This is a genomic window from Acinetobacter sp. GRABPA_MV_2, assembly GCF_056725885.1.
Window position 1 is genome coordinate 1 of record NZ_JBWZNA010000004.1, and the last position, 26126, is coordinate 26126.

Below are 26126 nucleotides of genomic sequence, written 5' to 3' on the forward strand. Positions count from 1 at the left end.
TGGAAGTTGAATAATTCCTAAACCTGCAATAGCCGCTGCAATATAGGCTTCCGTATTATTTACGCTTAAAGCACTATCCATCATCACAGCTCCATCTTGATATAAGAATACGCCCTGTTTTTCTCCTACTGCTCCCGCATAGTTAATGAGTTTGTGTTGAGATAGATCTTCTAATTGTTCAGGAATACCATACTGTTCTAAATAATCAGCACTTGCACAGTTCACCATAATCAAGTTACCAACGAACTTCGCAATTAAACTACTATTATCTAGCTGCCCCACCCGAACAACACAATCGATTCCTTTCTCGATTAAGTCAGTAATGTCATCAGAGCTATGAAGTTGTAAATGGATATCTGGATAGCGACTATAAAAATCGGGAAGTTCAGGGATAATCACTTGATGTACGATTCGGCTGGGCATTGAAATTTTTAGCGTGCCACGATAATGCTGTTTTTGTGCCTGTATAAGCTGTTCGAGCTGTTCATAATCAAATAATAGATTTTGACACTCGGGTAATATTCGTTGGCCATCTTGGGTAAGACTGACTTTACGCGTAGTTCGATGAAATAAGCGTACCCCATAGTGAGTTTCTAGCTGTTGAATTGCGCTCGTTACTGTCGAGCGAGGTAAATCAAGCTGATTTGCCACTTCACTAAAGCTTTGTCGCTTAGCGACTTTTGTAAAAATAAAAAATTGCTGCAACCGATCCATTTAATTGTTCGTATTTTTTGAATAGTTAAACCAAACTAGCATAATTGATCAAAAATTACCGCCAATCTAGACTAAAAACACATTAAAACAAGTCAGCATAGGAACAACCATCATGGCAACTCATACTCTTAAAGATAAAGTTGTATTGATTACAGGCGGCGCAAAAAACTTAGGTGGACTGATTAGCCGTAAATTTGCAGAACAAGGCGCAAAACTCGCAATTCACTACAATAGCGCTGAAACTCAAGCAGATGCTGAACAGACGCTCGCAGATGTAAGAGCATTCGGTGTAGATGCCGTTTTAATTCAGGCAGACCTAACGGATATTGATAATATCGAAAAGCTCTTCTTAGACACTAAGCAGCATTTTGGCGGAATTGATATTGCGATCAATACAGTTGGAAAGGTTTTAAAGAAATCTTTTTTAGATACCACAGAACAAGAGTTTGATAGCATGAGCGATATCAACTCAAAAATTGCCTATTTCTTTATTCAATCGGCGGGTCGTCATTTAAATGATGGTGGAAAGATTTGTTCAATCGTGACTTCTCTTCTTGCAGCCTACACTGGACTCTATTCAACCTATGAAGGTTTAAAAGCACCTGTTGAGCATTACACACGTGCTGCATCAAAAGAATTTGGTGATCGCCAGATTTCCGTGACTGCGGTTGCACCTGGCCCAATGGATACACCTTTCTTTTATGGTCAGGAATCTGCCGAAGCAGTCGCTTATCATAAATCGGCTTCAGCTTTAGGTGGACTCACCAAAATTGAAGATATCGAACCTTTAGTTCGCTTTCTGGTAACCGAAGGTTGGTGGATTACAGGTCAAACAATTTTTGCAAATGGCGGTTATACCACTCGCTAAAATAAAAAAAGCCGCATCTGATGACGCGGCTTTTAGTTTGTTTAATTATAAAAACTCTTCAAGCACTGAGTTTAAGAAAATATGGCCTTGCTCCGTACAGGCTAAACGGGAAACATCATCTACCAGTAGTTTTCTAGCTCGTAGAGAAGTGAGTACTTCATTTAAGTGATCTAGGCTTAAACCTGTACGCTGCTCATATAACTCAGCTTTTACACCATCATTTAGACGTAAAGTATTCATCATAAACTCAAAAGGTAACTCTTCTGCCTCAATCTTTTTCATTTGCAAATGTTCGGCTGGAACCTTAGCCAAATAGTCTTTCGGTAAGCGAGTTTTTTGGAAACGGTACACACCATCTGGTTGTGTAACTTTGCCATGTGCCCCTGCACCAATCGCAAGGTAATCACCAAATTCCCAATAATTTAAATTATGCGCTGAAGGCTGCTCTTTACGCCAAGCCGACACTTCATAATTTATAAAACTATTGGCTTTTAGATAAGCCTCTCCCTGCTCTTGAATATCTTCTAGCACTTCATCTTGAGGTAAAACGGGTTGAGTACGGAAGAATACGGTGTTTGGCTCAATAGTCAGTTGATACCAACTGATATGTGTCGCGCCATGCTCTACAGCAACCTTTAAATCATACAGCGCTTGTTCTAGCGTTTGCTCAGGTAGGCCATGCATTAAATCGACATTAACACGCTTAAAGCCTGCTTGTCGTGCCTGCTCAATTGCATCCATAGCATTGTTGGCTGAATGAATACGCCCAAGCTTTTGCAAGTGCTCTGTATTAAAAGTCTGCACACCAATCGATAAACGGTTAATACCTGCTTCTAAATAGCCTGCAAACGGATCATGTTCTAGTGTTCCGGGATTTGCCTCTAGGGTGATTTCACAGCCATCTTCAAATTTGAGTAATGACTTAAGCTGTTCAAACAGCCACGCATAGCCTTTGGCAGAAATAAGTGAAGGCGTTCCACCACCAATAAATACGCTGTGAATTGAACGTCCCTGAGCCATCTCAACTTGAGTTTCAAAGTCGGCCACCAATGCTTTTAAATAGGTTTGCTCGAGTTCTGCCGAAAGCGCTCCATCTGGTACGGCATGCGAGTTAAAGTCACAATATGGACATTTACGCACGCACCAAGGCATATGAATATATAAAGATAAAGGAACAGAAGCAGGGTTTAATACGGCCAAGGAGCAGGTCCAATTTACACAATATTTCTATTTTAACATGACTGCATCAATGGGCTTATGAAAACATACCTTAATTGCTTTAGACTGTTTTTAAACATACTTAAATATTGATAAAAATGATGAAATTCTCTAGTCAACTTTTCCTGATCTTACCTCTAGCTATGGGAATCGGTGTTGCCATGGCTTTTCAGACTGCAATCAATGCTCAACTGCGCGAGCAACTACACTCACCCTTGCAGGCAGCTTTATTATCATTTTTCATAGGTACTATTGTTTTAGCCGTTATGGTTTTCTTTCAAAGTGCCGAGAAGCCCACTTTAAGTGAAATAACAAATATTCCATGGCTTCTTTGGACAGGAGGATTCCTTGGGGTTTATGCAATTAGCATGAGCATTTATACTGCACCTAAACTTGGTTTTTTAACCTTTACAGGGCTAGTCGTTTTTGGGCAATTGCTCATTTCAATGTTGCTTGATCATTTTGGTTGGTTGGGTACAGAAAAGACACCTGTTACATGGCAACGGTTCCTTGGTGGCGTGATCATCTTTGTCGGTGTGTTACTCACTTTGCAACGTTAGCTTCATTTTTATATTTAAAAAGAGTACCTTTTGTGTCGAATGTCACATCTTTTCGGTCTGAATTAAAACAACTCTTCCACTTAATGCTACCGATTTTAATTACCCAGTTTGCTCAAGCGGGATTTGGGTTAATTGACACTATTATGGCTGGGCATTTATCTGCAACCGATTTAGCAGCAATTGCGGTAGGTGTGGGCTTATGGATCCCAGTCATGCTCCTGTTCAGTGGCATTATGATTGCAACTACACCTTTGGTCGCTGAAGCAAAGGGCGCAAGAAATACAGAACAAATTCCTGTCATTGTCCGTCAATCCTTATGGGTCGCCATCATTTTAGGCGTAATGGCTATGCTCATTTTGCAGCTTATGCCGTTTTTCTTGCATGTGTTTGGCGTACCAGAGAGCCTACAGCCTAAAGCAAGTTTGTTCTTACATGCGATTGGTTTAGGTATGCCAGCTGTGACCATGTACGCAGCCCTACGCGGTTATTCTGAGGCTTTAGGCCATCCACGTCCTGTAACGGTCATTAGCTTACTGGCATTAGTGGTTTTAATCCCTTTAAACATGATCTTTATGTATGGCTTAGGACCAATTCCTGCCTTGGGTAGCGCAGGCTGTGGCTTTGCAACCTCCATTTTACAGTGGCTCATGCTAATTACATTAGCTGGCTATATTTACAAAGCTTCGGCTTATCGAAACACGTCTATTTTTAGCAGATTCGATAAAATTAATCTGACTTGGGTAAAAAGAATTTTACAGCTTGGCCTACCCATCGGTTTAGCCGTGTTCTTTGAAGTCAGTATTTTTAGTACAGGTGCATTGGTGCTTAGTCCACTGGGTGAAGTGTTTATTGCAGCACATCAAGTCGCAATTTCAGTCACCTCAGTGCTGTTTATGATCCCGCTTTCACTCGCGATTGCCTTAACTATTCGTGTGGGAACCTATTATGGTGAAAAGAACTGGGCTTCGATGTACCAAGTCCAAAAAATTGGTCTGAGCACAGCAATATTTTTTGCCTTATTGACCATGTCTTTTATTGCTCTAGGTCGTGAACAAATTGTCTCGGTTTATACTCAAGATATAGATGTAGTTCCTGTTGCCATGTATTTACTCTGGTTTGCAATGGGTTATCAGCTGATGGATGCATTGCAAGTGAGTGCCGCAGGCTGTTTAAGAGGGATGCAAGATACGCAAGCACCGATGTGGATTACGCTTATGGCATATTGGGTGATCGCGTTCCCTATCGGGCTTTATTTAGCACGTTATACCCATTGGGGCGTGGCTGGTGTGTGGCTAGGTTTGATTATTGGTTTAAGCATTGCTTGTGTTTTATTACTCTCACGGCTTTATTTAAATACCAAACGTTTAAGCCAGACCTAATAAAAAAGCCGATGAAACATCGGCTTTTTTATTTTATGCAGACTTGGCTCGCGGGCTTGCCCCAATTTGCCAGACAAAAGGTAAATCGGTACGGTTTACCTCCCAATCTCCAATCACTTTTTCTTTGTAAATAAGCGGATTATGTGAAGAAACCGTTCGTGCATTACGCCAGAAACGGTCGAGTTGTTTGACCTGACTACTTGCTGACGCGCCCAAAGCATTAAATAATTGGCTGGTTAAATCGAGTACCAAATTAGAAATCACCACCTGCCCTTGCGCCGATTCGAGCTCAGCATCTACATTAAACTGATGTTCTTTCACCTCTAACTCACTAAAGTGACTTTCATAAGCCTTTTGTAATGCTTCGGCTGTTTTAATCGTAATTGCTAGACTTCCATAGGCTTGAGCAGAGGCTTTACCCACCACCTGTAAAACTTGTGGGTCGTGACGAACAAGGTCACCATTACCATGACTAAAAATACGCTTTCGCTCACGTATCTCCTGACTAAAAGTTTCTACTGCCGCATGTGCAATACCCGTTAAAGTTGCAAGGTGTACTACTTGATAGAAAGCAGTTTGATATTTAAAACGCTGGTCAAATGGAATAAGATGCGAAGCCGGCAAATGCACCTGATGTACTTTTAAAGTACCACTGCCCGTTGTCTTTTGACCAAAGCCATCCCAATCATCAATCACACTTACCCCAGCTTCATGGCGATAAATAGCAGCGATCACATGACGGTCATTCACTTCATCGTAAGCAAATAAATCGATCCAGTCTGCAAAGATACTTCCCGTTGAATAGTATTTTTCACCATTCACTACCAAGTTACCCGAAGCATCTTTGGTTACTCGTGTAACGACATCACCGATTTGCACATTTCCAACTTCGGTCCATGCATTACCAACTAAATCACCCTGTACAAAACGCTGAAACCAAACCTCCTGCGAATGCTCTTTATGCGCAACTAAACGGTCTTCAACAAAAGCAAAGTGCCCACGCAACGCTTGCACAATATTCGAGTCCGCTTGCGCCAGTTCTGCTAAAAGCTGGAAAAGTTGTGGCAATGACACCCCATCTCCACCATATTTAACAGGTACACGTACCGCACCTAATTTGAGTTCTTTTAACCACTGAATCGGTTCAAAAGGCAAAATTCGTTCTTTTTCTCGCCGAATTGCACCTTGGGCAATTTTTTCAAAAACTGGGCGAAATCTACTTGCTACCTTTTCATAATCGGCGCCTACCGATAGCTCTTCTAATTCAATTTGGGTAATTGTCATCTTTATTCTCCTAATCTTATTTTTTATTCACTTTAGCTCCATGCATGACGAGGTGGATGGATGCCATTGAGGTAGTAATTACCGACAATGTGATATTTCCAACGCACTGGATCATGCAAGGTGTGAGTGCGAGCATTACGCCAATGACGGTCCAGATTAAGCTCAGACAAGGTTGACCGTGTTCCAGACAACTCAAAAAGCTTATTCGCTGCTAAAATCGCAACTTCTGTAGTGAGTACTTTTGCTTCAGCAACCAGTAATGTGGCTTGGTTTACATGCTCTTCGGTCGTATCGGCAATTGCTTGATCGATCGCATCTCCTGCTAAATCTAATACCGCTTCTGCCGCACGCAGTTTTATTTTTAAATCACCAATGTTTGCAATCGTATAGGGATCATCACTCGCTTTTTCTAAACCTGAATCGACCCATGCACGGCTATGATTTTTGACATAGTGGATTGTTTCTTCAATTGCACCACGTGCAATACCAGCATCAACAGCAGCTTGAATAAATTGTGAAATTGCACCTGCTGGAGTAGGACGTTCAAAAGCCTGATAAATCGGAATTAGATATTCTTCACGTACTGGAACTTGATTAAGTTCAACGGTTCCACTGGCCGTGGTTCGTTGCCCAAAACCAGACCAGTCATTAATAATATTAACCCCTGAAGTTTCCCGAGGAACTAGCGCTGCGTAAGGCTGTCCCTGTTCATTTACAGCGACAATTGGAACCCAATGCGCAAGCAATGCACCAGTTGCAAAAAACTTCTTGCCATTAATTTCATAACCGTGCTCGGTCTTTCGTAATGTGGTAGTGAGGTCAGCCACCGTTTTGCTATGCTTTTCTGAAAAGGCATTGCCAAAACGAATCCCCCTTAACACTAAGTTAAAGAAAAACTGTTGTTGTTCTGGGCCTGCATCAAGGCGTAAATGTTCAATAAAAGCTAAATGGTTTTGAGGAAGCTGTGCAAGAGATGGATCAACACTCGCAATTGTTTTGATGACCTCAGCCAAGGTTCGATATTTAACTTGGGCACCACCAAATTGCTTGGGAACCGTAATAGCCCATAAGCCACTTTGTGAAAACTGTTGAATTTCATTTAGAGGTAAACGGCGCTCTCTGTCTCGCTCCGATGCTTCTTGTGCAAACTCTTGAGCAAGTTGTTTGGCAAGCTCAATTGCTTCTTCATCAGAACGAATAATATGTGCATCTTTTGACTGCTCAAACACAGATAAAGGAACCGCCTGAGACCGCCCATGGGCCGAACTTAAACTTGTCATAACTTTTGTTATCTCTATTTTTATTTAACCTGTCATTCACATTACCACCAAAAAAACAGGCACTTTATAGATATTAAAGCTTTGTTTATGAAATGGATTTTCACAAGCTTTTCATATTTTTTACTATAAAAATAACATTTTGTTTTTCGAAAATTTTCTTACATGAGATAAACAATTTCATATAGGCTTTTTAAGCTTTGTCACCTATGATCAAAACTAGGCAATATTATGTTGTAGTCAATGAGGTATCGAAGATATGGCAAAGAATGCAAGTTCACCCGGCAAACGATTTATGAAACTTGCAGGAATGACCGCGAGCATTGCAACGAAAACCGTTTCTAACTCGATTCGAAACTTGACCGCAGACGAAGAACAAAAGCTGGCTTCAAAAACCAAGCTATTTCAGGATATTGGTTTGCAAATTGCCGACACCTTAGGCGAAATGAAAGGTGCCGTCATGAAAGTCGGCCAAATTGCATCACAATATAAAGATATTTTTCCACCCGAGGTTGCTAAAGCAATTTCTAAGTTACAACGCCAAGCTCCACCTATGCCCTTTGCTGCTATTCAGCAACAAGTTGAACGTGAGCTTGGTAAACCGCTGAATGTTGCCTTTAAATCTTTTGATCAAGAACCTTTTGCAGCCGCTTCAATTGGCCAAGTTCACAAAGCTGTCCTGCCAAGTGGTGAACAAGTTGTTGTTAAGGTGCAATATCCAGGTGTTGATGAAGCCTGTGAAAGTGACTTAAAACAAGTACGTTTGGCACTTCGTTTAATGGGTGTACTTAAAATTGATAAAAAGCTACAAGATCAGCTTTTTACAGAAATTCAGGATAGTCTTTCAGCAGAACTTAACTATGAAATCGAGGCTCAAAACCTTGAAGTTTTTAAAATCTTTCATAGCCAGTTAGATGACAAAATTATCATCCCTACTGTTTATAAAGATTATTCTTCAAGACGTATTTTAACCTTGAGCCTTGAACAAGGTGACAGCATTGAAACAGCCAGCGCTTGGCCTATCGAAATTCGAAATACGATTGGACGTCGTTTGATTCGTGCTTTAGGTCAGGAAATGTTCTTTCTAAAACGTTTTCACTGCGACCCTCACCCAGGTAACTTTGCTTTACGCCAAGATGGTAGTGTCATTATTTATGACTATGGCAGTGTTAAAACGCTTTCTAATGAAATCGTGCAGCACTTTAAACGCTTAGTAAATGCAGCTCGCCATGAAAATATCGATTTGATCGAAACAGAATTATTTGAACTACATTCACTTGCTGAAAAAGGCAAATTCCCGAGTGATCTATATAAACTCTGGATTGAAGTATTATTACGCCCGCTTACCACCACTTATGATTTTGCAGAGAATTCATCACATCATGATGGCATGTTACTCGTGAAAAAATCTTTGAAGTATTGGGATGTCTTTAAACCATCACCAGATACTTTAATGGTCAACAGAACCATTTCAGGACATTACTGGAACCTAATTCACTTAAAAGTTCATGACAATCTAAACGATCTATTTGAAGAGCTTGTACCGCCTTCTAACTAACTTAATTTACTGATCAATCTAGCCTTTTAGAGGTTACATTGACTTTATAAACGTTATGTTATAACATTTCTTTAATCAAAAATAATTTAGGACAATCTCTCATGCGTAAAGATATTCATCCTGCTTATCAACAAGTGTTATTTCATGACACCAATGCAGACGTGTACTTCTTAATTGGTAGTACTCTTCAGTCTAAACAAACCAAAGAATATCAAGGGAAAGTTTATCCTTATGTGACTCTTGATATTTCAAGTGCCTCACACCCTTTCTACACAGGTGAAGTACGTCAAGCAAGTAACGAAGGCCGTGTAGCAAGCTTCAATAAACGCTTCGCTCGCTTTAATCGTAAGAGTTAATCTTACGTTAAGATTCGACCAATACACTTAAATCATTGGAAGCCTAAGACTATCTCCTCCACTTAGGCTTCTTTTTTTATGTATGTTTTTCGGTCTTTTCTAAACTGTGTATAAAAGAAAACTTATCCACAAGTTGTCTAAAAACTCTTCTGCTTTTTTTCAATAACTCCTCAATTTTTATAATTGCCAAGCTTTCAAAGCATGTATTCAATGCTATGCTTAAGCCCCATTTGATAGGAAGTTTAAGATTATGGCACAAGAGTTACTTGCCCAATTACAAGCAGGCACAGCAAAATTTTCAGACGTTTTAGCTCATATTGAAGCACGTTACCAACATACTCCAACGGCTTTTCAAAATGGTGCACAGCATAACGCTGCTACTGAAAATCAAAGCAGTGCAAAAGTTTTCTCTTTTGCCAAGTTACAAGGTTTAGACCAAGCACAAACTTTAAGTTTATTTGCAGAACACTACGCATCTGTATTGGCTACACCAGAAGGAACTGATCATCAAAATATTCGTCAGTTTATGCAAAATGGTTGGGATGGTGTGAAGTTTGAAGGTCAGGCTTTAACTGAAAAATAATAGATTTAAATAAGTAATAGAAACGTCTTAAATTAGAAGATTGTCACAACAGAGTTTTTTCAGTGACGTTCTATATCTAGATTAGCCTTCGGCTCGACCTACTTTTCTTTTGGGAAAAGTAGGCAAAACCATTTTCATCAACAGAACCTGTTATCTGTTTGCACTTATCCCATATCTTGCAAAAACAATATATAGCTGATTTCAGTCAGGCTGTTGATGACTTTAACGCGTATCAAATCCCAAAATAAATCAGAAGTTTTTAATTCATCATTTACTATCGTGACAAGCGGCATGGATGCCGCAGTTTTGCTGTGCTACATGGATGTAGCATCAGCGAAACAAAAGATTTTTGCTTACTTTTGATCTTTCAAAAGTAAGGTATGCCTACACAAATGGTATGAGAGAACATCGTAAAACGGAGGCCGTGCAATATATTTCGGTGCTTACACACCTGAATAATCAGTTACCCGCCAGCCAATGATAAGCCGCCAACCCCAAACACGTAAAAATTAACGATCCAATTAAATGGATGGAAATCCCCAACATCGCCATTCCCAACTTACCACTTTGTAATAAAGTGACGATCTCAATCGAGAACGTTGAAAAGGTAGTTAAAGCACCACAAAAACCAGTAATAACAAAAAGCTTATAGTTAGGGCTTAAATCACTTTGAGCAAAGTAGGCAATCGCAAAACCAATAATAAAACCACCGACCAAATTAACAGTGACAGTACCGAGTGGAATTTGCGGGTAAATCGGGTTAAGTTTTAAACCTAAAAACCAACGCAACCATGCCCCTAGAACTGAGCCGAAAGCAATTGAAAGTAGAGAGTAATACATAGGACCACCCCTTTAGATAGACGCTAAAAGAGCAAAAAATAATGAATGGAAATATGACACAGCGTACTCCAAAAATAAGCAAAGTACGCAATAACCTACGTACCCAGCGATATAAATACATGAGGGTAACGTAGGCATCATTAGCCAATACGGCGGTTTTTCAAGGGAGGAATGCCATCTCCCTATTTTAAGTATATTAGATCATCTTGAATTTGATTTAAACATACTTTTTAAAATCATGGGCGTTCAGCAAATTGTGGTAAATCATCCTGAATACATTCCCATTCCGCCTTAGACGCAGCAAAAATATGCATTGTTGGCTTTTGGTCTAGTGGTGTATCAAGTGTCCCAATTCTTAAGCGATATAATTCAGGCTGCGCATCCCGAGAACTAATCAAAGGTGAACCACATTCGCTACAAAACCAACGGTACACCCCGTTCACAGCAAATTTTTTGACAAGGTCTTCACCTTGGGTAATTTTAAAATCTGTACTTTTAACAGGAGCATTAGTGGCAAATGCTGTTCCATTGGATTTTCTGCAGCGTTGACAATGGCATTGAATAATATCTCCGATATCGCCTTTAATCTCATAGCGAATACCCTGACATAAACAACTTCCTTGATAAACTTGTGATGCTTGAGACATGTTCTCGTAAATCCTATTATTATTGATCGCTCAAAAATAACACTTTTCACATATCAAACATAGCACCAAATTATCCTGTTATTATTTCTCTAATAATGAATGCACGCCTTCACCAGCCGCGCGCCCTGTAGCAAAGCATGCTGTCAGCAAATACCCGCCTGTAGGAGCATCCCAATCCAGCATTTCGCCACAGCAAAACACACCTGAGGTTTGTTTAAGCTCTAAGCTTTCAGTTAATGCTTTTTGCTTAATACCGCCAGCACAGCTAATCGCTTCTTCGATGGGTCTAAAACCCTCTAACTTGATTTGAAGTGTTTTAATTTGCTGAGCCATAGCCTCTGGTTGGTTCCATAGTGCTTTATCAACCACTTCTCGAATTAAGTTAATTTTAGCTGTGTCTAAGCCTGCTTTACGCCAGATATTAGTGAGCGATTGTTTTTTGCTAACCTGTAATTTTTTAACTAACTGCGTAAGCTCTACATCAGGCAATAAATCTAAAAACAAATTTAAGCTTTGCCCTTGTTTTTGCTGTTCTCGTAAAGCACGTCCTAGTTTATAAATGACACCACTTTCTAAACCATAGTGAGTAATCACAATATCACCATGTGTAATCTGGCTAGGTTCAACCCACGCATTGATACGCTTTAAAGGTTCACCAAAACAGCCTTCCATAAAAGCTGACCAAGTGTGCAACACCCCTGCATTACTTGCTTGAAAAGGTTCAATACTGGATTGATCCATCCATTGCTGCCATGCACCATCACTACCTAATTGTGACCACGACACAGCTCCACAAGCCAATACAACCGCATCGTATTGCTGGGTAAAAGTTTCAGTGCTTTGATTATTTTGGTTTTCTAAAGTCACCGTTGTATCTTCTAAATTAATACAACGATGTCGATAAAAGAATTTAACTTGCTGTTCTGCCAAACGTTTTATCCAAGCACGTAATAGAGGTGCTGCTTTCATTTCGACAGGGAAAATACGCCCTGAAGTACCAACGTAAGACTCAATTCCCAGACTTTTCATCCAATTTTGAATCCAGCCCGCATCCCATTTTTCAACCCATGGTTTGAGCCATTCTGCATGATCATAGCGCTCAATAAACTGTGCTAAAGGTTCGGCATGCGAGATATTTAACCCAGTTTTACCAGCCATCAGAAACTTACGCGCCGCTGAAGGCTTTTGCTCGTATACATCAATCTGATAAGCATACTGGCTCAGTACCTCAGCTGCCATTAAACCAGCCGGCCCCGCACCAATAATGGCAACCCGCTTATTCGCCATGTACTTGACCTTGTAATGGGGCAAACTCATCAAAACGTGTGCTGTAACCTTCAGGTTTAGTAATCACAAGCTGTTGGCAAAGTTCTCCACGTTCTAAATACTTAATTTCAAAATGAGTACGTGCAGATGTTTGAGCAATTTTTTCTTTTTGGTAAGGCAGCTTCCAGACATTAATTAATTGTTGTTCAGCTTCTTCAATATATTCAGGAATATTACTTGCCAAAGTAATGGTTCCACCTGTTTGCAGGCGAGAAATTAAGAACTCAAAAAATGGCATATTCAACCAGCGCTGTGCTGGATTATGGGGTTCTGGGTTTGGATAGAGAATAAAGAAATGTTCAACTTGAGCAGGATATAATGCATGTACCACCCAAGGCAAAGCATCTGCATGTACAGGGATTAAATTATCTCTTGGTTCCAGACCATGCTGTTTTTGCATTGCCAAGAATTTTTCTCGGGTTCGTTCAATTGCATACAATGTGTGCTGCGGCTGTTGCCCGCTAAAAAGCAAAGCATGTTTACCCTTGCCCGCTCCAATTTCTACACAAATTGGGGTATTTTCAATTGGGGTAAAATCGCGAGGCGCTTGCATACGTTGTGCTTGAAATTGACGAATCTGCATAATCACATCAAACTAAATAAAAATCGGCATAAGTCTAACAAGTCACCTGACTTTTGCCTAATCTATTTCTCTTCACTTTGAGGATATCGCTTTATGCCACGTACATTCCCCTGCCCACGTTGTGGTGAACCAAGTGTTTGGGAAGGTAATGAATTTCGTCCGTTTTGTTCAGAGCGCTGTAAATTAATCGATTTAGGCGCTTGGGCGAATGATGAATATAAACTGCCTACCCAAGATGCGCCTCAGCATGACAAGGGTAGTCAAAATGAAGATGATTACGAGGATTAACCCGCTTTACCTGCAACAAAAGGGTTAAATTGTTTTTCATAGCCAATGGTACTCATCGGACCATGTCCAGAAATAAACTGAGTATCATCTGGCAGACTAAAACATTCACGTTTAATCGATTCAATCAACTGATCGTGATTACCACGCGGGAAATCTGTTCTGCCAATTGAGCCTTTAAACAAGACATCACCTGTCCACAGCAATCCATGATTTTTATTATAAAAAATGACATGTCCTGGCGTATGGCCGGGAGCAAAACGAACCTCAAACTCATCTTCGCCAAGTTTTAGCACTTCGCCACCTTCAAGCCATTGATCGACTTTTACAGGCTGTGGAATTGGAAAACCATAACGTGCTGAAACTTCCTGAATCATATCTAGCCAAAACTGATCTTCTTTATGTGGCCCAATAACTGGAACGTTCCATTCTTTGGCAAGCTCACCCACCGCTCCTGCATGATCTAAATGCCCATGAGTGAGCCAAAGAGCCTTCACCTTTAAACCCAACGCTTCAACTTCATTTTTTAAAACAGCAGCATCACCACCAGCATCAATCAAAACTGCTTCTTTTGTTTCACTGTCCCAAACAAGAGAGCAATTTTGGGCAAATGCAGTAACTGGAACAATTTTGACTTGCAACATAAGAACCTCTGGCTAAAACACAATTAACGGTGGGCTAAGGTATAGGTAAGGGCATCAAGATTAGCCTGAACTAATCCTGCAAGCAAATCAATATGAGCTTGATCGCTATTTAAAGCAGGAATGTAAGCATAGCTACCACCGCCCGCCTCTTGAAATAACTCAGCGTTTTGAATAGCTAACTCTTCAAGAGTTTCCAAGCAATCAGCAGAAAAAGCTGGGCTTAATACCTGTACTGACTTAACGCCTTGCTTCGCCCAATCTTGTAAAAGCTGGTCTGTATAAGGTTTAACCCATTCTTGTTTTCCAAAACGTGACTGGAAGCTAATTGCCCATTCATCATCTTTTAAATGTAAAGCTTCAGCGACTAACTTTGCTGTAATACGACAACGATCTGCATAAGGGTCGCCTTTATCTGCATACGGCTGTGGAATACCGTGAAAAGACATCAATAGTTTTTCAGGTTTACCATGCTGCTCTTGGTAGGCTAAAACACTTTCTGCCAATGCCTGAATAAACATTGGATGTTGATAATAATCTTTAATAATGGTTAGACCCGGCAAGTTTCGCTGAGCTGGAATCCACTTGGCAAATGCATCATATAACGGCGCTGTAGACGTTGCGGAATATTGAGGAAATAATGGCAATAAAATGACATGCTCTTGCGGGTTAGTCGCCAATTTTTCTAAAACTGTATCAATACCGGGATTACCATAGGTCATCGCTGGTATCACGGTTAAATCAAACTGATTATTTTCTCGCTGCAAATAAGCCTGAATACGTTGAGTTTGCTCAAACACAATTTCACGCATTGGTGAATCTGTTGACCATACCGAAGCATAGGCATGTGCTACCCTCTTCGGTCGAAAAGGTAACACAAACAGATTTAAAATAATCCACCAAATAAATTTCGGTATTTCAATCACGCGTGAATCAGATAAAAACTGCTTTAAAAAACGGCGTACCGCCGGAACAGTGGCTTCATCCGGTGTGCCTAAATTCGCTAAAATGACTGTGACTTTCGGTTTTTGTTCAAACGACATGTGTAAATGCCTTTCAATTCATCTTATGTCACTAATGTAACAGCTTTTATTGTCGTATATAAATTGAATCGCCCTAAGCTTTTAATCGAATACCCCGATGATTCCATTTATAACTAAGCAATATTTTTTGAGCTTTAGTCGTCAACTTCCATAAGCTATATGATTTTTCAGTTTGGGTTGGAACAATCCAGCCCTGTGACTGCATTTGTTTTTTAATCCGAAATAGCGCTTTATGGTTAATCTGAGCGCAGGCAACAGCATGAGCGCGAGGTAACTCCTGACGAGCATCTTCTAGACCAGCCTGATTTAAATATTCATTTAAGCATATCCCAAAATTCTCTTCTGGCATTGCTGTTTCAAAACGCTTTGCCAATATGCTTAACAACTGCGACCAAGTCATTTGTCTTTGTCGTTTAAGCTCTTTAAAGTTGCCATCTTGAAAAGCTTGAATCTGATATTCAAATGCAAAAATATCTTGTGGAGCAACCTCTTTTTCCTGCGGTGATGATTCTGCTAACTGCTGTTCTAACTGGGAAATTTTACTTCTTAATAGTCTAATTTCATCTTCTAACTGATGAGCTTGATGAGCAGGAATCCAGCCTTGGCCCATATGTTGCTCAATCATTAAAGGCATATTTAAACGGACAGCCAACTCTAGTTCACGTGGAGTTTTAAAGTAAAAAATATGATTCACATCAAGTAATAACTTTTTTCTAAATGCGAAAAATTTATCTTTCAACTGTGGATGTGTTTCTTGTAAATGTATTTCACGGTTTTCGGGCTGCTCATGCATGAACACAATAATGGGTTTAGCCTGACTTAATGCATATTCATATTCTAAAGATAAATAACTCACACCAGAAATTGACTGCTCTCCATACTGACTGCCTAGCAGCAAAACGACATAATCACATTCATCAATCTGTCGACGTGCAAGTGTAGTTGTTAGGGGGGTTCGATGTTCTAATCCCCAAGCAAAAAAACCCATACTGACTAAAGTTTGAGAGAGAACTATACGTTCAGGTTGCATATCTCGACCTGACGTTGAAATAAAGATCTGATAGCGTGTATCGAGCATAACAATACCCTTATCGCCCCATAATCTTAATATGGCCTAAATAAGCCAAGATTATGAACCGCCCCAAATAAAAAAATAAATATAAAAAACGCTTTCTTGTGAATGCCTACAATAGAACTCAACTCAGATTATGTAATGTCCAAGTTAACTCGTGTGGAATCATATGTTGTAAAACAGGTTGCAGTGCCTCGGCATTATTCCCACTAACGTAGCATTCAATGCGTGCAACATTCTGACCTATTTGGTCACATAATAACTCATTTTTTATTAAAATACGGGCTGTTTGTCGGGCAACTGCCAATCCAGAATCAACTAGTGTGAATTGGTTAGCAAAAAGATGATGAATTGCTTGATTTAAGAAAGGATAATGCGTGCAACCGAGCACTAAATAGTCGGCACCTTGCTCAGCAGCTGGCTGTAAAACTTCTTTTAATGCCTTTAAACATGCCTCACCCATTTGCTGACCTGCTTCTACACAAGGAACAAGTTCAAGGCTGGTTAAAGTCATCACTTTAACACCTGCTGGAACAGCAAACTTCTCGACCACATCCTTAATGAGTTGTCCTCGAAAAGTAGCAGGTGTTGCCAAGACAGCAACCACTTTAGAACGTGTCTGTAATACGGCAGGTTTTAATGCTGGAACCAATCCAACAATTGGAAAGTGTTCACCATAATGCTCACGTAAATGATCGAGACTAAATGCTGAGGCAGTATTACATGCGACGACTGCAATTTTACAACCTTGACGATATAGCCAATCAACAGCACGTGCAGTCAGTTCTCTAATTTCTTCATCAGAACGTGGACCATAAGGCACGTAGGCAGTATCGGCATAATACACAATACGTTCATTAGGCAAATATTTGGCAATTTCTGCTGCAACTGACATTCCTCCAATTCCTGAATCAAAAATACCAATTGGGGCATCTGCTGATGCTTTAGGCATAGGTTCTAGTTCAGAAAATAAAGGTTGTATGGCTGTCATAGCTGTACTGAAGTGTCAGAAAATTTCACTCCCTAAAGCTTAAACCTCAAGTGCCTAATTGCAAGAGCAAATTACCACTTTTTAGCTCTAAAATAGTTTCACCTTTGTCATTTTCAATCAGTGTTCCATAGTTCACCAAATGATAGAAAGCCTGACGTTGAATCAGCGCGTTAATTCCAAAACGGACATGCACATAAGGGCGTAATTCCCTCGCATATTCACGCATAAAAATTGGATGTTCTGCATCAACCAAAATCACATCTTGATTGGTCGTTGTCAGCTGTAAAAACTGCTCACCTGAAATTTCGACCTGATCTACCTGATTGACTAATAAAGGTTCATCTTCAACTTCGATTTCAATTTGTTCTACAGGGGTTTTCAGGTAGAATTTGCCTTCTTCTTTCCATAGGACTTTGGTAAACAGATCCAATAGAGCTTGGCGCTTAATTAATTGACCTTCGTGCCACCATTCTCCATTGGATTTCACCGTCAAATCCATTTTGCCGCAATGCTTTGGATGCCACTGCTCTAAAGGTGGAATTGACCTTTTGTGACTTTGCTGTACATCTTTTAAGTATTGTGCAATGTTCATTAAGTTTTTATCATCAGATAACGGTATTTTTCCCATATCCGATGGTGAATTATTTTGATTTACCATAGTTTATGCCTTGCTGACGAAAAAATGTTACGACTCAGCCAATTGGCTAGATCATGGTTTAAAACTATACTAGCCCAAACGATAAAAGGCACAATAGCATATTTGCGCCTATGGATTAAAACACTCACGGCAGCACCGAATTTTCTAAATATGACGGTTGCCACCTTTAAGTATTGAGGAGTCCTACATGGAACACATCGAACGTGAATCGATGGAGTTTGACGTTGTCATCGTAGGTGCAGGACCTGCAGGTCTATCTGCTGCGATTAAGATCCGTCAATTAGCGATTGAAAAAAACTTACCCGATCTTTCTGTTTGTGTAGTTGAAAAAGGCTCTGAAGTAGGTGCGCATATCTTGTCTGGTGCTGTGCTTGAGCCACGTGCCATCAATGAACTTTTCCCGAACTGGAAAGAAGAAGGCGCGCCTCTTAATGTCCCTGTAACTGAAGACAAAACTTTCTTCTTACTTTCAGACACCACTTCTAAAGAAGTACCTCACTGGATGGTTCCTAAAACCATGCATAACGATGGTAACTATGTGATCTCTTTAGGTAATGTGGTTCGTTGGTTAGGTCAAAAAGCTGAAGAGTTAGAAGTTTCTATCTTCCCTGGCTTTGCTGCATCTGAAGTGCTTTATCATGAAGATGGTACTGTAAAAGGTATTCAAACAGGCGACATGGGTATTGGTAAAGATGGCGAACCAACGCATAACTTTACTCCAGGCTATGAACTTCACGCTAAATACACCCTCTTTGCTGAAGGTTGCCGTGGTCACTTAGGTAAACGCCTAATTGCTAAATACAATCTTGATAAAGATGCTGATCCACAGCACTACGGTATCGGGATTAAAGAACTTTGGGAAATTGATCCAGCAAAACATAAACCGGGTCTAGTCATGCACGGTGCAGGTTGGCCTTTAGCAGAAACTGCTTCTTCAGGTGGCTGGTGGTTATATCACGCTGAAAACAACCAAGTTACGTTGGGCATGATCGTGGACTTGTCTTATGAAAATCCACACATGTATCCATTTATGGAAATGCAGCGCTGGAAAACTCACCCACTGATTAAACAGTATTTAGAAGGTGGTAAACGTATTTCTTACGGCGCACGTGCTGTAGTGAAAGGCGGTTTCAACTCATTGCCTAAATTGACTTTCCCGGGTGGTTGCTTGATTGGTGATGATGCAGGTTTCTTAAACTTTGCAAAAATCAAAGGCTCACACACTGCCATGAAATCTGGCATGTTATGTGGTGAAGCTGTATTTGAAGCGATTGCTGCGGGTGTAGAAAAAGGCGGTGATCTTGCCATTGCACGCGTTACTGAAGGCGAAGATTTATTTGTTAAAGAATTGACTTCATACACTGACAAATTTAACAACAGCTGGTTAAAAGAAGAGCTTTATAACTCTCGTAACTTTGGCCCAGCAATGCATAAATTTGGTCAATGGATGGGTGGTGCATTTAACTTTATCGACCAGAATGTCTTTAAAGTGCCATTCACTTTACATGACTTGAAGCAAGACTTTGCTGCATTGAAAACTGTTGATGCAACAAGCTTTAAACCAAACTATCCAAAACCAGATGGCAAGCTTACATTTGACCGTTTATCTTCAGTATTTATCTCAAACACTGTACATGAAGAAAACCAGCCAGCTCACTTGAAGCTTACTGACCCTTCAATTCCAGTGAATGTGAACTTACCAAAATGGGATGAGCCTGCACAGCGCTATTGCCCTGCTGGTGTTTATGAAATCATGGAAAATGATGATGGTTCTAAACGCTTCCAGATTAACGCAGCGAACTGTGTTCACTGTAAGACCTGTGATATTAAAGACCCATCTCAAAACATCACATGGGTAACGCCTGAAGGCGGCGGTGGTCCAAACTATCCTAACATGTAATAAAAAAGCCCCGATTATTCGGGGCTTTTTTATTAGTATCCACTTATTGAAAAGGCGGTATTTTTGCTACGTTTAAATTAAAATTCTTTTTATAGAAAATAAATGTACCTAATAAAAATAAGCCAAGAAAACCAAAGTTTCGTGCTAAATCGAAGTACCAAACTGACTTCCCAAACAATAAATCAACAACTAACATAAGCCCCATAAAACCTGTATGTAAAATCAGACTCATCTTTATCTTTGGTTCAGGAGCAAAATATGTATTTCTATAACCGAGTAGAATAGAACCTAAAATAATAAGAATAGATATAATAATGATAGCGACAGTTTCAGATAACCAAGAGATCTCTAAATGTAATAACCCAGCAATTGAGAAAAACCAAAGAAAAATAAATAAACTTCGTTTCACAAAATAATCATTCATTTTCATACGTCATTTATATACTTAATTATATACTTAATTTTATAAATTATATAACGATTCTTATTTGTAAAAAATTATCATTTCAAATTAAAATTGAATTATTCATGGCTTCTAATCGTCGTTATTAGAAGCCTTATTATTCTATTAACCTTTCTTCACTAAGTAATGAAATTCTTTATGACCATTTTCATCTAAGCGTTCTTCTTGTAACAACAACTCATGGCCTAAATGCATACAAAATTTAGGAATATCCCAAGAGGTCGAATTATCTGTTGCAAAGACTTCAACCACATCGCCTGACTTAGATTTTCGGATGGCTTGATGCAACATCATGACAGGTTCCGGACAACGTAAACCACGCGTATTGAGTTGTACAGTAGGTGAAATGGGTTGCTCTGACATAACAAACTCGAACAAATAGAATTTTCACATTTTAGCATAAACAAATTACTGAGCTGTTAACTGTAACTGGCTTTTACATAACAATATACGTTTTGTCTTTTAGCTTGTTTTATAGATGCATAAGCATCTTTTCTTCGGTATGATCTGTGTATTCATTTGATACATTGAGTCTTTAGGAAAGATCATGCAAGAGGAACCAAGTCCGTCGTGGGGAATGCGAGGCTTACGAAAATGGTTAGGTACAGCACCAGAAACCCGTGATGAATTATTAAAATTAGTCCAAAATTCACGCCGCTTTTTAGAACCAGATACTGTTGCTATGCTTGAAGGCGTTCTTGACCTTCCAGCTACAAAAATTCGTGAAGTCATGACGCCACGAACAGCAATGATCAGTTTACAAGAAGATGATCAATTACTTGATATTCTTGATGTACTGGTCGAGTCTGCTCACTCACGCTTTCCAGTCTTCTCTGCCGATCAACCTGACAATGTTGTCGGGATTTTGCTCGCAAAAGATTTGTTGCCGTTTCTAACTGAACCGAATACCAAAGTCGATATTCGAGTACTCATGCGCCAACCGTTATTTGTTCCTGAAAGTGCACGTTCCGATCAGGTACTGCGCATGTTAAAACATACTCAGACTCACATTGCGATTGTGATTGATGAATATGGTTCAACAGCAGGTCTTGTTACGCTTGAAGATATTCTTGAAGAGATCGTTGGCGAAATTGAAGATGAGCACGACACTGTCGATGAAGATGCTCAGTACATTGTTCCTGACAAGGACCATACGGTAGCAAATGCATGGATGGTGCAAGCACTTACACCAATCGAACATTTCAATACTGTTTTAGATGCTGATTTTTCTGACGATGAAGTAGAAACTGTCGGCGGTTTATTGCTTCAAGAGATTGGTCTAGTAAGTGATTTACAAGGTCAAACTGTTGAGCTTGGAAATTGGTTATTTACAATCGTTGAAGCAGATGCCCGCACTATTCATCTGATTCGAGCTGTACGTCAATGAGAGCATACTTTGAAAAGCTGTTAGATTCTTCGCAACAACAAAAACAGCTTCCTTTAATTTTTCCTTTACTCATTGCTTTATTTTCAGGTGCCGTATTCAGTTTTTCACTGGCACCTTATTATTGGTGGTGGTTGGCAATTTTATCTCCAGCCCTACTCTATGCAACATTACATAAGCGCTCAGCTAAACAAGCCTTTGCTATTGGTTGGAGCTATGGCTTTGGCTTATGGTTTGTAGGCGCTTTTTGGCTCTATACTTCCATCCATGTATATGGCGATACCAATGCTTTTCTAAGCGTATGTATGATTGCTGTTATGGCCCTTGTGATGGGTTTATTTACAGCATTTCAAACATGGGTTTACCGACGATTCTTCCCTGAAACACCACTTACTTTTGCCCCGCTCTGGATTGTTTTCGAATGGGCAAAAACTTGGGTATTTACAGGTTTCCCATGGTTGTTTGTAGGTTACGCTTTTACTGAACGTTTACTCGATGGTTATGCACCGCTATTTGGTATTTATGCAATTTCCTTCGTTGTCATTGTATTAGCATGTGCTTTAGTCGAAGTTCTTCGTAAACGTATTTTCTGGGTTATCCCTTCTGCCCTGTTAGTTCTGGGTGCATGGGGAGCATCATATATACAGTTTGTAAAACCGAAAGCTGCTAAACCACTTAGCGTTTCGCTCATTCAAGGTAACATTCCACAAGATTTAAAATGGCTGACTGAATACCAAGTTAGAACATTAGAAATTTATGCTGGTTTGACACAATCTGAATGGGGCCGTGACCTGATAGTATGGCCTGAATCTTCAATTCCGCTTTTCCAAACCGATATCGAACCGTTTTTGGATGCAATGGATGCACAAGCTAAAAAGAACCATACTGCATGGGTAACCGGCATTCCTTACTGGGATGTTGCAAAATCACATCAAGTCGGCAGTCCGCTTTATTACAACAGTATTATGGCTTCGGGGAGCGATTCAAGCGGTCTCTATAAAAAACAGCGTCTTGTTCCTTTTGGCGAATATATCCCGCTTGCTGGGTTACTTTCTTGGGTATTACCCGCTATGCAAAATGATGTGAGCATGAGCGGTTTTACACGTGGTGAGAGCGACCAGAAACCACTCTTAATTAAAGGGCATGCGCTTGCTGCTGCAATTTGTTATGAAGTGGCTTATCCAAACCTGACAAGACGTAATGCAGAAGACAGCGACTTTTTAGTCACTTTATCTAATGATGCTTGGTTTACGGGTACTGCTGGGCCTTGGCAACATTTACAAATGGTGCAGATGCGCGCGAAAGAAAATGGCCGCTGGTTTATTCGTGCAACCAACACAGGTGTAACAGCGTTTATTGATCAAAATGGTCATATCACTGAACAAGCACCAATCGATAAAGAGTTCGTCTTGAGAGGTGATTTACCTGCTATGCAAGGCCAAACTCTTTATAACCGTTTAGGCGATTATCCAATTTTAGGATTTGCGGTCTTATTGCTGATTTTAGGTTGGGTTTACCGTCCACGTAAAGTTGACGTTTCTTTTAAATCCCGCCGCTAATTTACAATAACTTTGTACCCAGAGGCACTTCAAACTCTGGGATACAAAGTGCTACATCACCATCTGCATTATGAAATCCTGTCACCAAACATTCTGACTGAATAGGACCAATTTGTTTTTTGGGAAAATTCACTACAGCAACAACTAACTTACCAATCAAATCTTGTGGCTGATAAAGCTTTGTAATCTGTGCACTTGATTTACGTACACCCAATTCCTCACCAAAATCCACATGCAAAATATAAGCAGGTTTACGCGCTTTTTCAAAAACATCGGCTTGAATAATTTTACCAACGCGAAGCTCTACTTTTAAAAAATCATTCCACTCGATTTGTTCCATTTCATATTTCCCATGTTCTTAAATTACTGATTTGAAGCATATAATATGTACAAATGAAGAAACACCCTGTTTTTAAGTCCAGTTAAAAAATAAAACGTAGATGTTTAGTCTACGTTTTATCTAAAAATTTGTTTTTAAAATATTATTAAAAAGCGATTGATAATTGCAAAGATAAATAAGCAACTAAACTCGATAAAAAGACCATAGGTACATAACGGTAAGCTTTAAAAAGAAATTGCTCATATTTAGTTGATATTTGTTTAGCTTGCCAGACGCTCGCTTTTAATGCTGTAAAGAAGCTCACCATTAACCATGCGCTCACAATACTTAATGCGAAGAAACCAATCATAATTTGGCTACTTCCCTCTGTACTCAGCCATAACTTTAATGAAACTTCAGCAATCGGCAACAAACCCAAAATCAATAGGACAGACTTGAGCATTACCCAATGAAACTGCGTCATTTCATCTAATATGAGAAATGCTTTCATTTAATCTCTCCTTTTAATTGAATAAAGTGCTTTTTAATTATTATGCAAAGGTTTTATTTAAATATATAGCTTATTTTTCTCTACATTTTAACTTTCTTGTAACTATTAAATATGGGAATAATTCTTATTATAAATCTCAAACATCCACATTAACTTTAGTTTATATTTTTCAGTTAGTTATTATATTTTACTGATTGAGAGAGATTATCAATTCGTATTTATCATTTTATCTTTTAACTGAATTGATAATCTCCATTACATTTTAATTAAGGTTGATAATAAATATCTGCATCATTACCTTCACCGCCTTCTTTGCCATCTGCTCCAAATGAGTACAAGTCAAAAGCTCGACCATCTGCCCCAGGAATGACGTATTGAATATCGTTTTTCCAACTATCTTTAGGATAACCACCTTTTACATAGCCACCCGGCATCCAGTTTTTCGCCGTAGCTGGCTGGTTAACCAAAGCATCTAGCCCACCTTCTTGCATGGTTGGGAAATGGCCATTATCAAGCTTGTACTGATCTAAAGCACCCGCCACACCCTTTAATGCAATTTGAGTCGTATCAATTTTGGCTTTTTCACTACGCCCCATGACATTTGGTACGATTAAAGCTGCTAACACACCTAAAATTACAATCACAACCATGACTTCAATGAGAGTAAAGCCTGAGGCACGTTTCATTCGAGCACCGCTCGAACGTGCCGCAAGTCCGAAAGCTAGGCTTGAGGTTTTTTGAGCATCCTTAACGTGCTCTTTTTGTTTCATGACCATCTTCATCATTATCTCTAATATCAAAGTTATTAAATCATATTGTTCATATTTACGATTGGCAGCATAACCGCGATTACAATAACCAGTACAATGCTTGCCATTAAAACCAGCATAAGCGGTTCAAGTAATGCCAGTAAGGTTGAAATAAATGTCGTCACCTCACGGTCTTGCATGGTCGATGCTCGTTCTAACATCCTGTCGAGCTCGCCTGATGCCTCTCCACTTCGAATCATTTGTACCATCATTGGTGGGAAATAACCACTGCGTTCCAGTTGCGTACCTAAGTTACCCCCCTCTGTCACTCGCTCAGCTGCTTGTGCAATTGAATCGCGGATGACCCAGTTGTTGGTCACAGCAGCACCAATTTTTAAGGCGTCGACCAAAGGGACACCTGAACGGGTCAAAATAGATAAGGTACTGGCAAATCGTGCAGCATTAATACCACGGGACAGTTTACCGAATAATGGCAATTTGAGTGTTAATCGATCAAAAGCATAATGTCCAGCAGTGGTTTTTAAAAACCGTACGAATGCAACAACACCCACCACTGCAAAAAAAATAATAAATACCCACGCGTGGCGAATAAAATCACTCGCTTTCATTAAAGCGACTGTAATCCACGGTAAAGCATCTTTATTTTGATCAAAAGTTTTTACAATCTCTGGCACAACATAAGTCATTAAACCCATCACAATACCAAAAGACATCAGCATTAAAATGATTGGATAAATCATGGCACCCTGAACTTTCTTTTGCATGGCAAAGCGGTTTTCGGTGTAATCCGAAAGCTGATCTAAAATGAGATCTAAATGTCCCGAGCGCTCGCCAGCAGCCACCGTTGCAATATAAAGGTCAGGGAAACGTCCAGACTGCTGCATACCTTGTGCAAGTGAATGCCCTTCTAAAACTCGAGAACGCACAGATAATAAAAGATTTTGCACATGTGTTTTTTCACTTTGCCTACTCACGGCACGCAAAGCTTCTTCAAGTGGAATAGCAGCAGCAACTAAAACCGAAAGTTGTCTGGTCATGAGCGCCAAATCATAAGCACTGAATTTTTTTTGGAATAATCCCTGACTCTGATGTTTATCTTTTTGTTCAACAGGGTCAACGCTAATTGGTGTCCATGCTTTATCACGTAATTGTTGGCGAATCTGGCGCGCTGAGTCTCCCTCAAGCACCCCTTTTTGCTGCTTCCCTGAAGCATCAATGGCAGTAAATTGATATGCAGGCATGGTAATGTTCTAATTTTCCAAAAATAATAGTCGCTGCTGTTGCATCTATGCTACGCAATCATTCATATTCGTTCTATAGCCTGTGTAGAATACCCA

The 26126-nt window shown here is 39.8% G+C and carries 30 protein-coding genes and 1 riboswitch; of the genes, 10 read left to right on the plus strand and 20 right to left on the minus strand.

Going from position 1 to position 26126, the window contains the following annotated elements; all coding sequences use genetic code 11:
* The coding region (locus tag ACXM0J_RS04865; RefSeq protein ID WP_479750300.1) for a LysR family transcriptional regulator at positions 1–714 on the minus strand (714 nt) is incomplete at its 3' end.
* Positions 715–826: 112 nt separating this feature from the next.
* Between ACXM0J_RS04865 and ACXM0J_RS04870 the strand changes: the two genes are divergently transcribed.
* Positions 827–1582 carry an SDR family oxidoreductase gene (locus tag ACXM0J_RS04870; RefSeq protein WP_068527678.1) on the plus strand — a complete coding sequence of 252 codons (756 nt, stop codon included), beginning with the start codon at positions 827–829 and terminating at the stop codon, positions 1580–1582.
* A 45-nt stretch (positions 1583–1627) separates the two neighbouring features.
* Here the strand turns inward: ACXM0J_RS04870 and hemW are convergent, their stop codons facing one another.
* The gene (gene hemW / locus ACXM0J_RS04875; protein ID WP_086264310.1) at positions 1628–2782 is read right to left on the minus strand and encodes a radical SAM family heme chaperone HemW; all 1155 of its coding nucleotides are present in this window, start codon (positions 2780–2782) and stop codon (positions 1628–1630) included.
* Between the two features lie 116 nt (positions 2783–2898).
* On the opposite strand from hemW, the gene ACXM0J_RS04880 reads away from it, so the two are divergent.
* Together ACXM0J_RS04880 and abeM are read left to right on the plus strand one after the other, a co-directional pair.
* Positions 2899–3360, plus strand: coding sequence for a DMT family transporter (locus ACXM0J_RS04880; RefSeq protein WP_213034363.1), 462 nt, complete (start codon positions 2899–2901; stop codon positions 3358–3360).
* A gap of 32 nt (positions 3361–3392) precedes the next feature.
* On the plus strand, positions 3393–4739 hold the full coding sequence (gene abeM, locus ACXM0J_RS04885) for a multidrug efflux MATE transporter AbeM (RefSeq protein WP_060465223.1): 1347 nt from the start codon (positions 3393–3395) through the stop codon (positions 4737–4739).
* A 33-nt stretch (positions 4740–4772) separates the two neighbouring features.
* Here the strand turns inward: abeM and ACXM0J_RS04890 are convergent, their stop codons facing one another.
* Both ACXM0J_RS04890 and ACXM0J_RS04895 read right to left on the minus strand, forming a co-directional pair.
* Complete coding sequence (locus ACXM0J_RS04890) at positions 4773–6023, minus strand: acyl-CoA dehydrogenase family protein (protein ID WP_086264311.1); 1251 nt, start codon at positions 6021–6023, stop codon at positions 4773–4775.
* Between the two features lie 32 nt (positions 6024–6055).
* Positions 6056–7303, minus strand: coding sequence for an SfnB family sulfur acquisition oxidoreductase (locus tag ACXM0J_RS04895; RefSeq protein ID WP_086264312.1), 1248 nt, complete (start codon positions 7301–7303; stop codon positions 6056–6058).
* A 256-nt stretch (positions 7304–7559) separates the two neighbouring features.
* Between ACXM0J_RS04895 and ACXM0J_RS04900 the strand changes: the two genes are divergently transcribed.
* The 3 genes from ACXM0J_RS04900 to ACXM0J_RS04910 all read left to right on the plus strand — a co-directional run bounded on the left by ACXM0J_RS04900 (position 7560) and on the right by ACXM0J_RS04910 (position 9797).
* Positions 7560–8858, plus strand: a complete 1299-nt coding sequence (locus ACXM0J_RS04900) for an ABC1 kinase family protein (RefSeq protein ID WP_086264313.1) — start codon at positions 7560–7562, stop codon at positions 8856–8858.
* Between the two features lie 101 nt (positions 8859–8959).
* Entirely contained in the window at positions 8960–9214 is a 255-nt protein-coding gene (locus ACXM0J_RS04905) for a type B 50S ribosomal protein L31 (RefSeq protein WP_002114896.1), read from the plus strand.
* A 250-nt stretch (positions 9215–9464) separates the two neighbouring features.
* Positions 9465–9797 (plus strand): HopJ type III effector protein, encoded by a 333-nt coding sequence (locus ACXM0J_RS04910; protein WP_086264314.1) that lies wholly within the window; start codon positions 9465–9467, stop codon positions 9795–9797.
* 164 nt (positions 9798–9961) lie between these two features.
* Here ACXM0J_RS04910 and ACXM0J_RS04915 read toward each other — a convergent pair whose 3' ends face one another.
* The 5 genes from ACXM0J_RS04915 to ACXM0J_RS04935 all read right to left on the minus strand — a co-directional run bounded on the left by ACXM0J_RS04915 (position 9962) and on the right by ACXM0J_RS04935 (position 13199).
* On the minus strand, positions 9962–10090 hold the full coding sequence (locus tag ACXM0J_RS04915; protein ID WP_014208263.1) for a hypothetical protein: 129 nt from the start codon (positions 10088–10090) through the stop codon (positions 9962–9964).
* A gap of 166 nt (positions 10091–10256) precedes the next feature.
* Positions 10257–10637, minus strand: a complete 381-nt coding sequence (gene crcB / locus ACXM0J_RS04920) for a fluoride efflux transporter CrcB (RefSeq protein ID WP_086264316.1) — start codon at positions 10635–10637, stop codon at positions 10257–10259.
* 124 nt (positions 10638–10761) lie between these two features.
* A riboswitch (Fluoride riboswitch) is annotated at positions 10762–10828 on the minus strand.
* Between the two features lie 45 nt (positions 10829–10873).
* The gene (locus ACXM0J_RS04925; RefSeq protein WP_068930417.1) at positions 10874–11284 is read right to left on the minus strand and encodes a GFA family protein; all 411 of its coding nucleotides are present in this window, start codon (positions 11282–11284) and stop codon (positions 10874–10876) included.
* Positions 11285–11365: 81 nt separating this feature from the next.
* Positions 11366–12571 (minus strand): TIGR03862 family flavoprotein, encoded by a 1206-nt coding sequence (locus tag ACXM0J_RS04930; protein ID WP_086264317.1) that lies wholly within the window; start codon positions 12569–12571, stop codon positions 11366–11368.
* Entirely contained in the window at positions 12561–13199 is a 639-nt protein-coding gene (locus ACXM0J_RS04935) for a class I SAM-dependent methyltransferase (protein ID WP_080749938.1), read from the minus strand. The genes ACXM0J_RS04930 and ACXM0J_RS04935 overlap by 11 nt, the downstream gene beginning before the upstream one ends.
* Before the next feature lie 87 nt (positions 13200–13286).
* Between ACXM0J_RS04935 and ACXM0J_RS04940 the strand changes: the two genes are divergently transcribed.
* Positions 13287–13481 (plus strand): DNA gyrase inhibitor YacG, encoded by a 195-nt coding sequence (locus ACXM0J_RS04940; RefSeq protein ID WP_016144208.1) that lies wholly within the window; start codon positions 13287–13289, stop codon positions 13479–13481.
* On the opposite strand, the gene ACXM0J_RS04945 is transcribed toward ACXM0J_RS04940, so the two are convergent.
* From ACXM0J_RS04945 to ACXM0J_RS04965, 5 genes are all read right to left on the minus strand, one after another.
* On the minus strand, positions 13478–14122 hold the full coding sequence (locus tag ACXM0J_RS04945) for an MBL fold metallo-hydrolase (RefSeq protein ID WP_086264318.1): 645 nt from the start codon (positions 14120–14122) through the stop codon (positions 13478–13480). The two genes, ACXM0J_RS04940 and ACXM0J_RS04945, sit on opposite strands and share 4 nt — an antisense overlap.
* Before the next feature lie 23 nt (positions 14123–14145).
* Positions 14146–15162, minus strand: a complete 1017-nt coding sequence (gene hemH, locus ACXM0J_RS04950) for a ferrochelatase (RefSeq protein ID WP_086264319.1) — start codon at positions 15160–15162, stop codon at positions 14146–14148.
* A gap of 73 nt (positions 15163–15235) precedes the next feature.
* Positions 15236–16240: a DUF4062 domain-containing protein gene (locus tag ACXM0J_RS04955; protein WP_086264320.1), complete on the minus strand. Its 1005-nt coding sequence runs from the start codon at positions 16238–16240 to the stop codon at positions 15236–15238.
* Between the two features lie 118 nt (positions 16241–16358).
* The gene (gene murI, locus ACXM0J_RS04960; protein WP_086264321.1) at positions 16359–17225 is read right to left on the minus strand and encodes a glutamate racemase; all 867 of its coding nucleotides are present in this window, start codon (positions 17223–17225) and stop codon (positions 16359–16361) included.
* Between the two features lie 46 nt (positions 17226–17271).
* On the minus strand, positions 17272–17883 hold the full coding sequence (locus tag ACXM0J_RS04965) for a DUF1285 domain-containing protein (protein ID WP_086264322.1): 612 nt from the start codon (positions 17881–17883) through the stop codon (positions 17272–17274).
* A gap of 187 nt (positions 17884–18070) precedes the next feature.
* On the opposite strand from ACXM0J_RS04965, the gene ACXM0J_RS04970 reads away from it, so the two are divergent.
* Positions 18071–19783 carry an electron transfer flavoprotein-ubiquinone oxidoreductase gene (locus tag ACXM0J_RS04970; RefSeq protein ID WP_005065953.1) on the plus strand — a complete coding sequence of 571 codons (1713 nt, stop codon included), beginning with the start codon at positions 18071–18073 and terminating at the stop codon, positions 19781–19783.
* A 43-nt stretch (positions 19784–19826) separates the two neighbouring features.
* Here the strand turns inward: ACXM0J_RS04970 and ACXM0J_RS04975 are convergent, their stop codons facing one another.
* Together ACXM0J_RS04975 and tusA are read right to left on the minus strand one after the other, a co-directional pair.
* Positions 19827–20207: a hypothetical protein gene (locus ACXM0J_RS04975; protein ID WP_199992537.1), complete on the minus strand. Its 381-nt coding sequence runs from the start codon at positions 20205–20207 to the stop codon at positions 19827–19829.
* A gap of 144 nt (positions 20208–20351) precedes the next feature.
* Entirely contained in the window at positions 20352–20609 is a 258-nt protein-coding gene (gene tusA, locus ACXM0J_RS04980; RefSeq protein ID WP_002053527.1) for a sulfurtransferase TusA, read from the minus strand.
* 184 nt (positions 20610–20793) lie between these two features.
* On the opposite strand from tusA, the gene ACXM0J_RS04985 reads away from it, so the two are divergent.
* Positions 20794–21633 carry an HlyC/CorC family transporter gene (locus ACXM0J_RS04985; RefSeq protein WP_086264323.1) on the plus strand — a complete coding sequence of 280 codons (840 nt, stop codon included), beginning with the start codon at positions 20794–20796 and terminating at the stop codon, positions 21631–21633.
* Entirely contained in the window at positions 21630–23189 is a 1560-nt protein-coding gene (gene lnt / locus ACXM0J_RS04990) for an apolipoprotein N-acyltransferase (RefSeq protein ID WP_086264324.1), read from the plus strand. The genes ACXM0J_RS04985 and lnt overlap by 4 nt, the downstream gene beginning before the upstream one ends.
* A gap of 1 nt (position 23190) precedes the next feature.
* Here the strand turns inward: lnt and ACXM0J_RS04995 are convergent, their stop codons facing one another.
* The 4 genes from ACXM0J_RS04995 to gspF all read right to left on the minus strand — a co-directional run bounded on the left by ACXM0J_RS04995 (position 23191) and on the right by gspF (position 26030).
* Positions 23191–23529: a tRNA-binding protein gene (locus ACXM0J_RS04995; protein WP_017481974.1), complete on the minus strand. Its 339-nt coding sequence runs from the start codon at positions 23527–23529 to the stop codon at positions 23191–23193.
* 145 nt (positions 23530–23674) lie between these two features.
* Positions 23675–24019 carry a hypothetical protein gene (locus ACXM0J_RS05000; protein ID WP_017481973.1) on the minus strand — a complete coding sequence of 115 codons (345 nt, stop codon included), beginning with the start codon at positions 24017–24019 and terminating at the stop codon, positions 23675–23677.
* A 266-nt stretch (positions 24020–24285) separates the two neighbouring features.
* On the minus strand, positions 24286–24801 hold the full coding sequence (gene gspG / locus ACXM0J_RS05005; RefSeq protein ID WP_086264325.1) for a type II secretion system major pseudopilin GspG: 516 nt from the start codon (positions 24799–24801) through the stop codon (positions 24286–24288).
* 23 nt (positions 24802–24824) lie between these two features.
* The gene (gene gspF / locus ACXM0J_RS05010; RefSeq protein WP_017481971.1) at positions 24825–26030 is read right to left on the minus strand and encodes a type II secretion system inner membrane protein GspF; all 1206 of its coding nucleotides are present in this window, start codon (positions 26028–26030) and stop codon (positions 24825–24827) included.
* Positions 26031–26126: the final 96 nt, after the last annotated feature.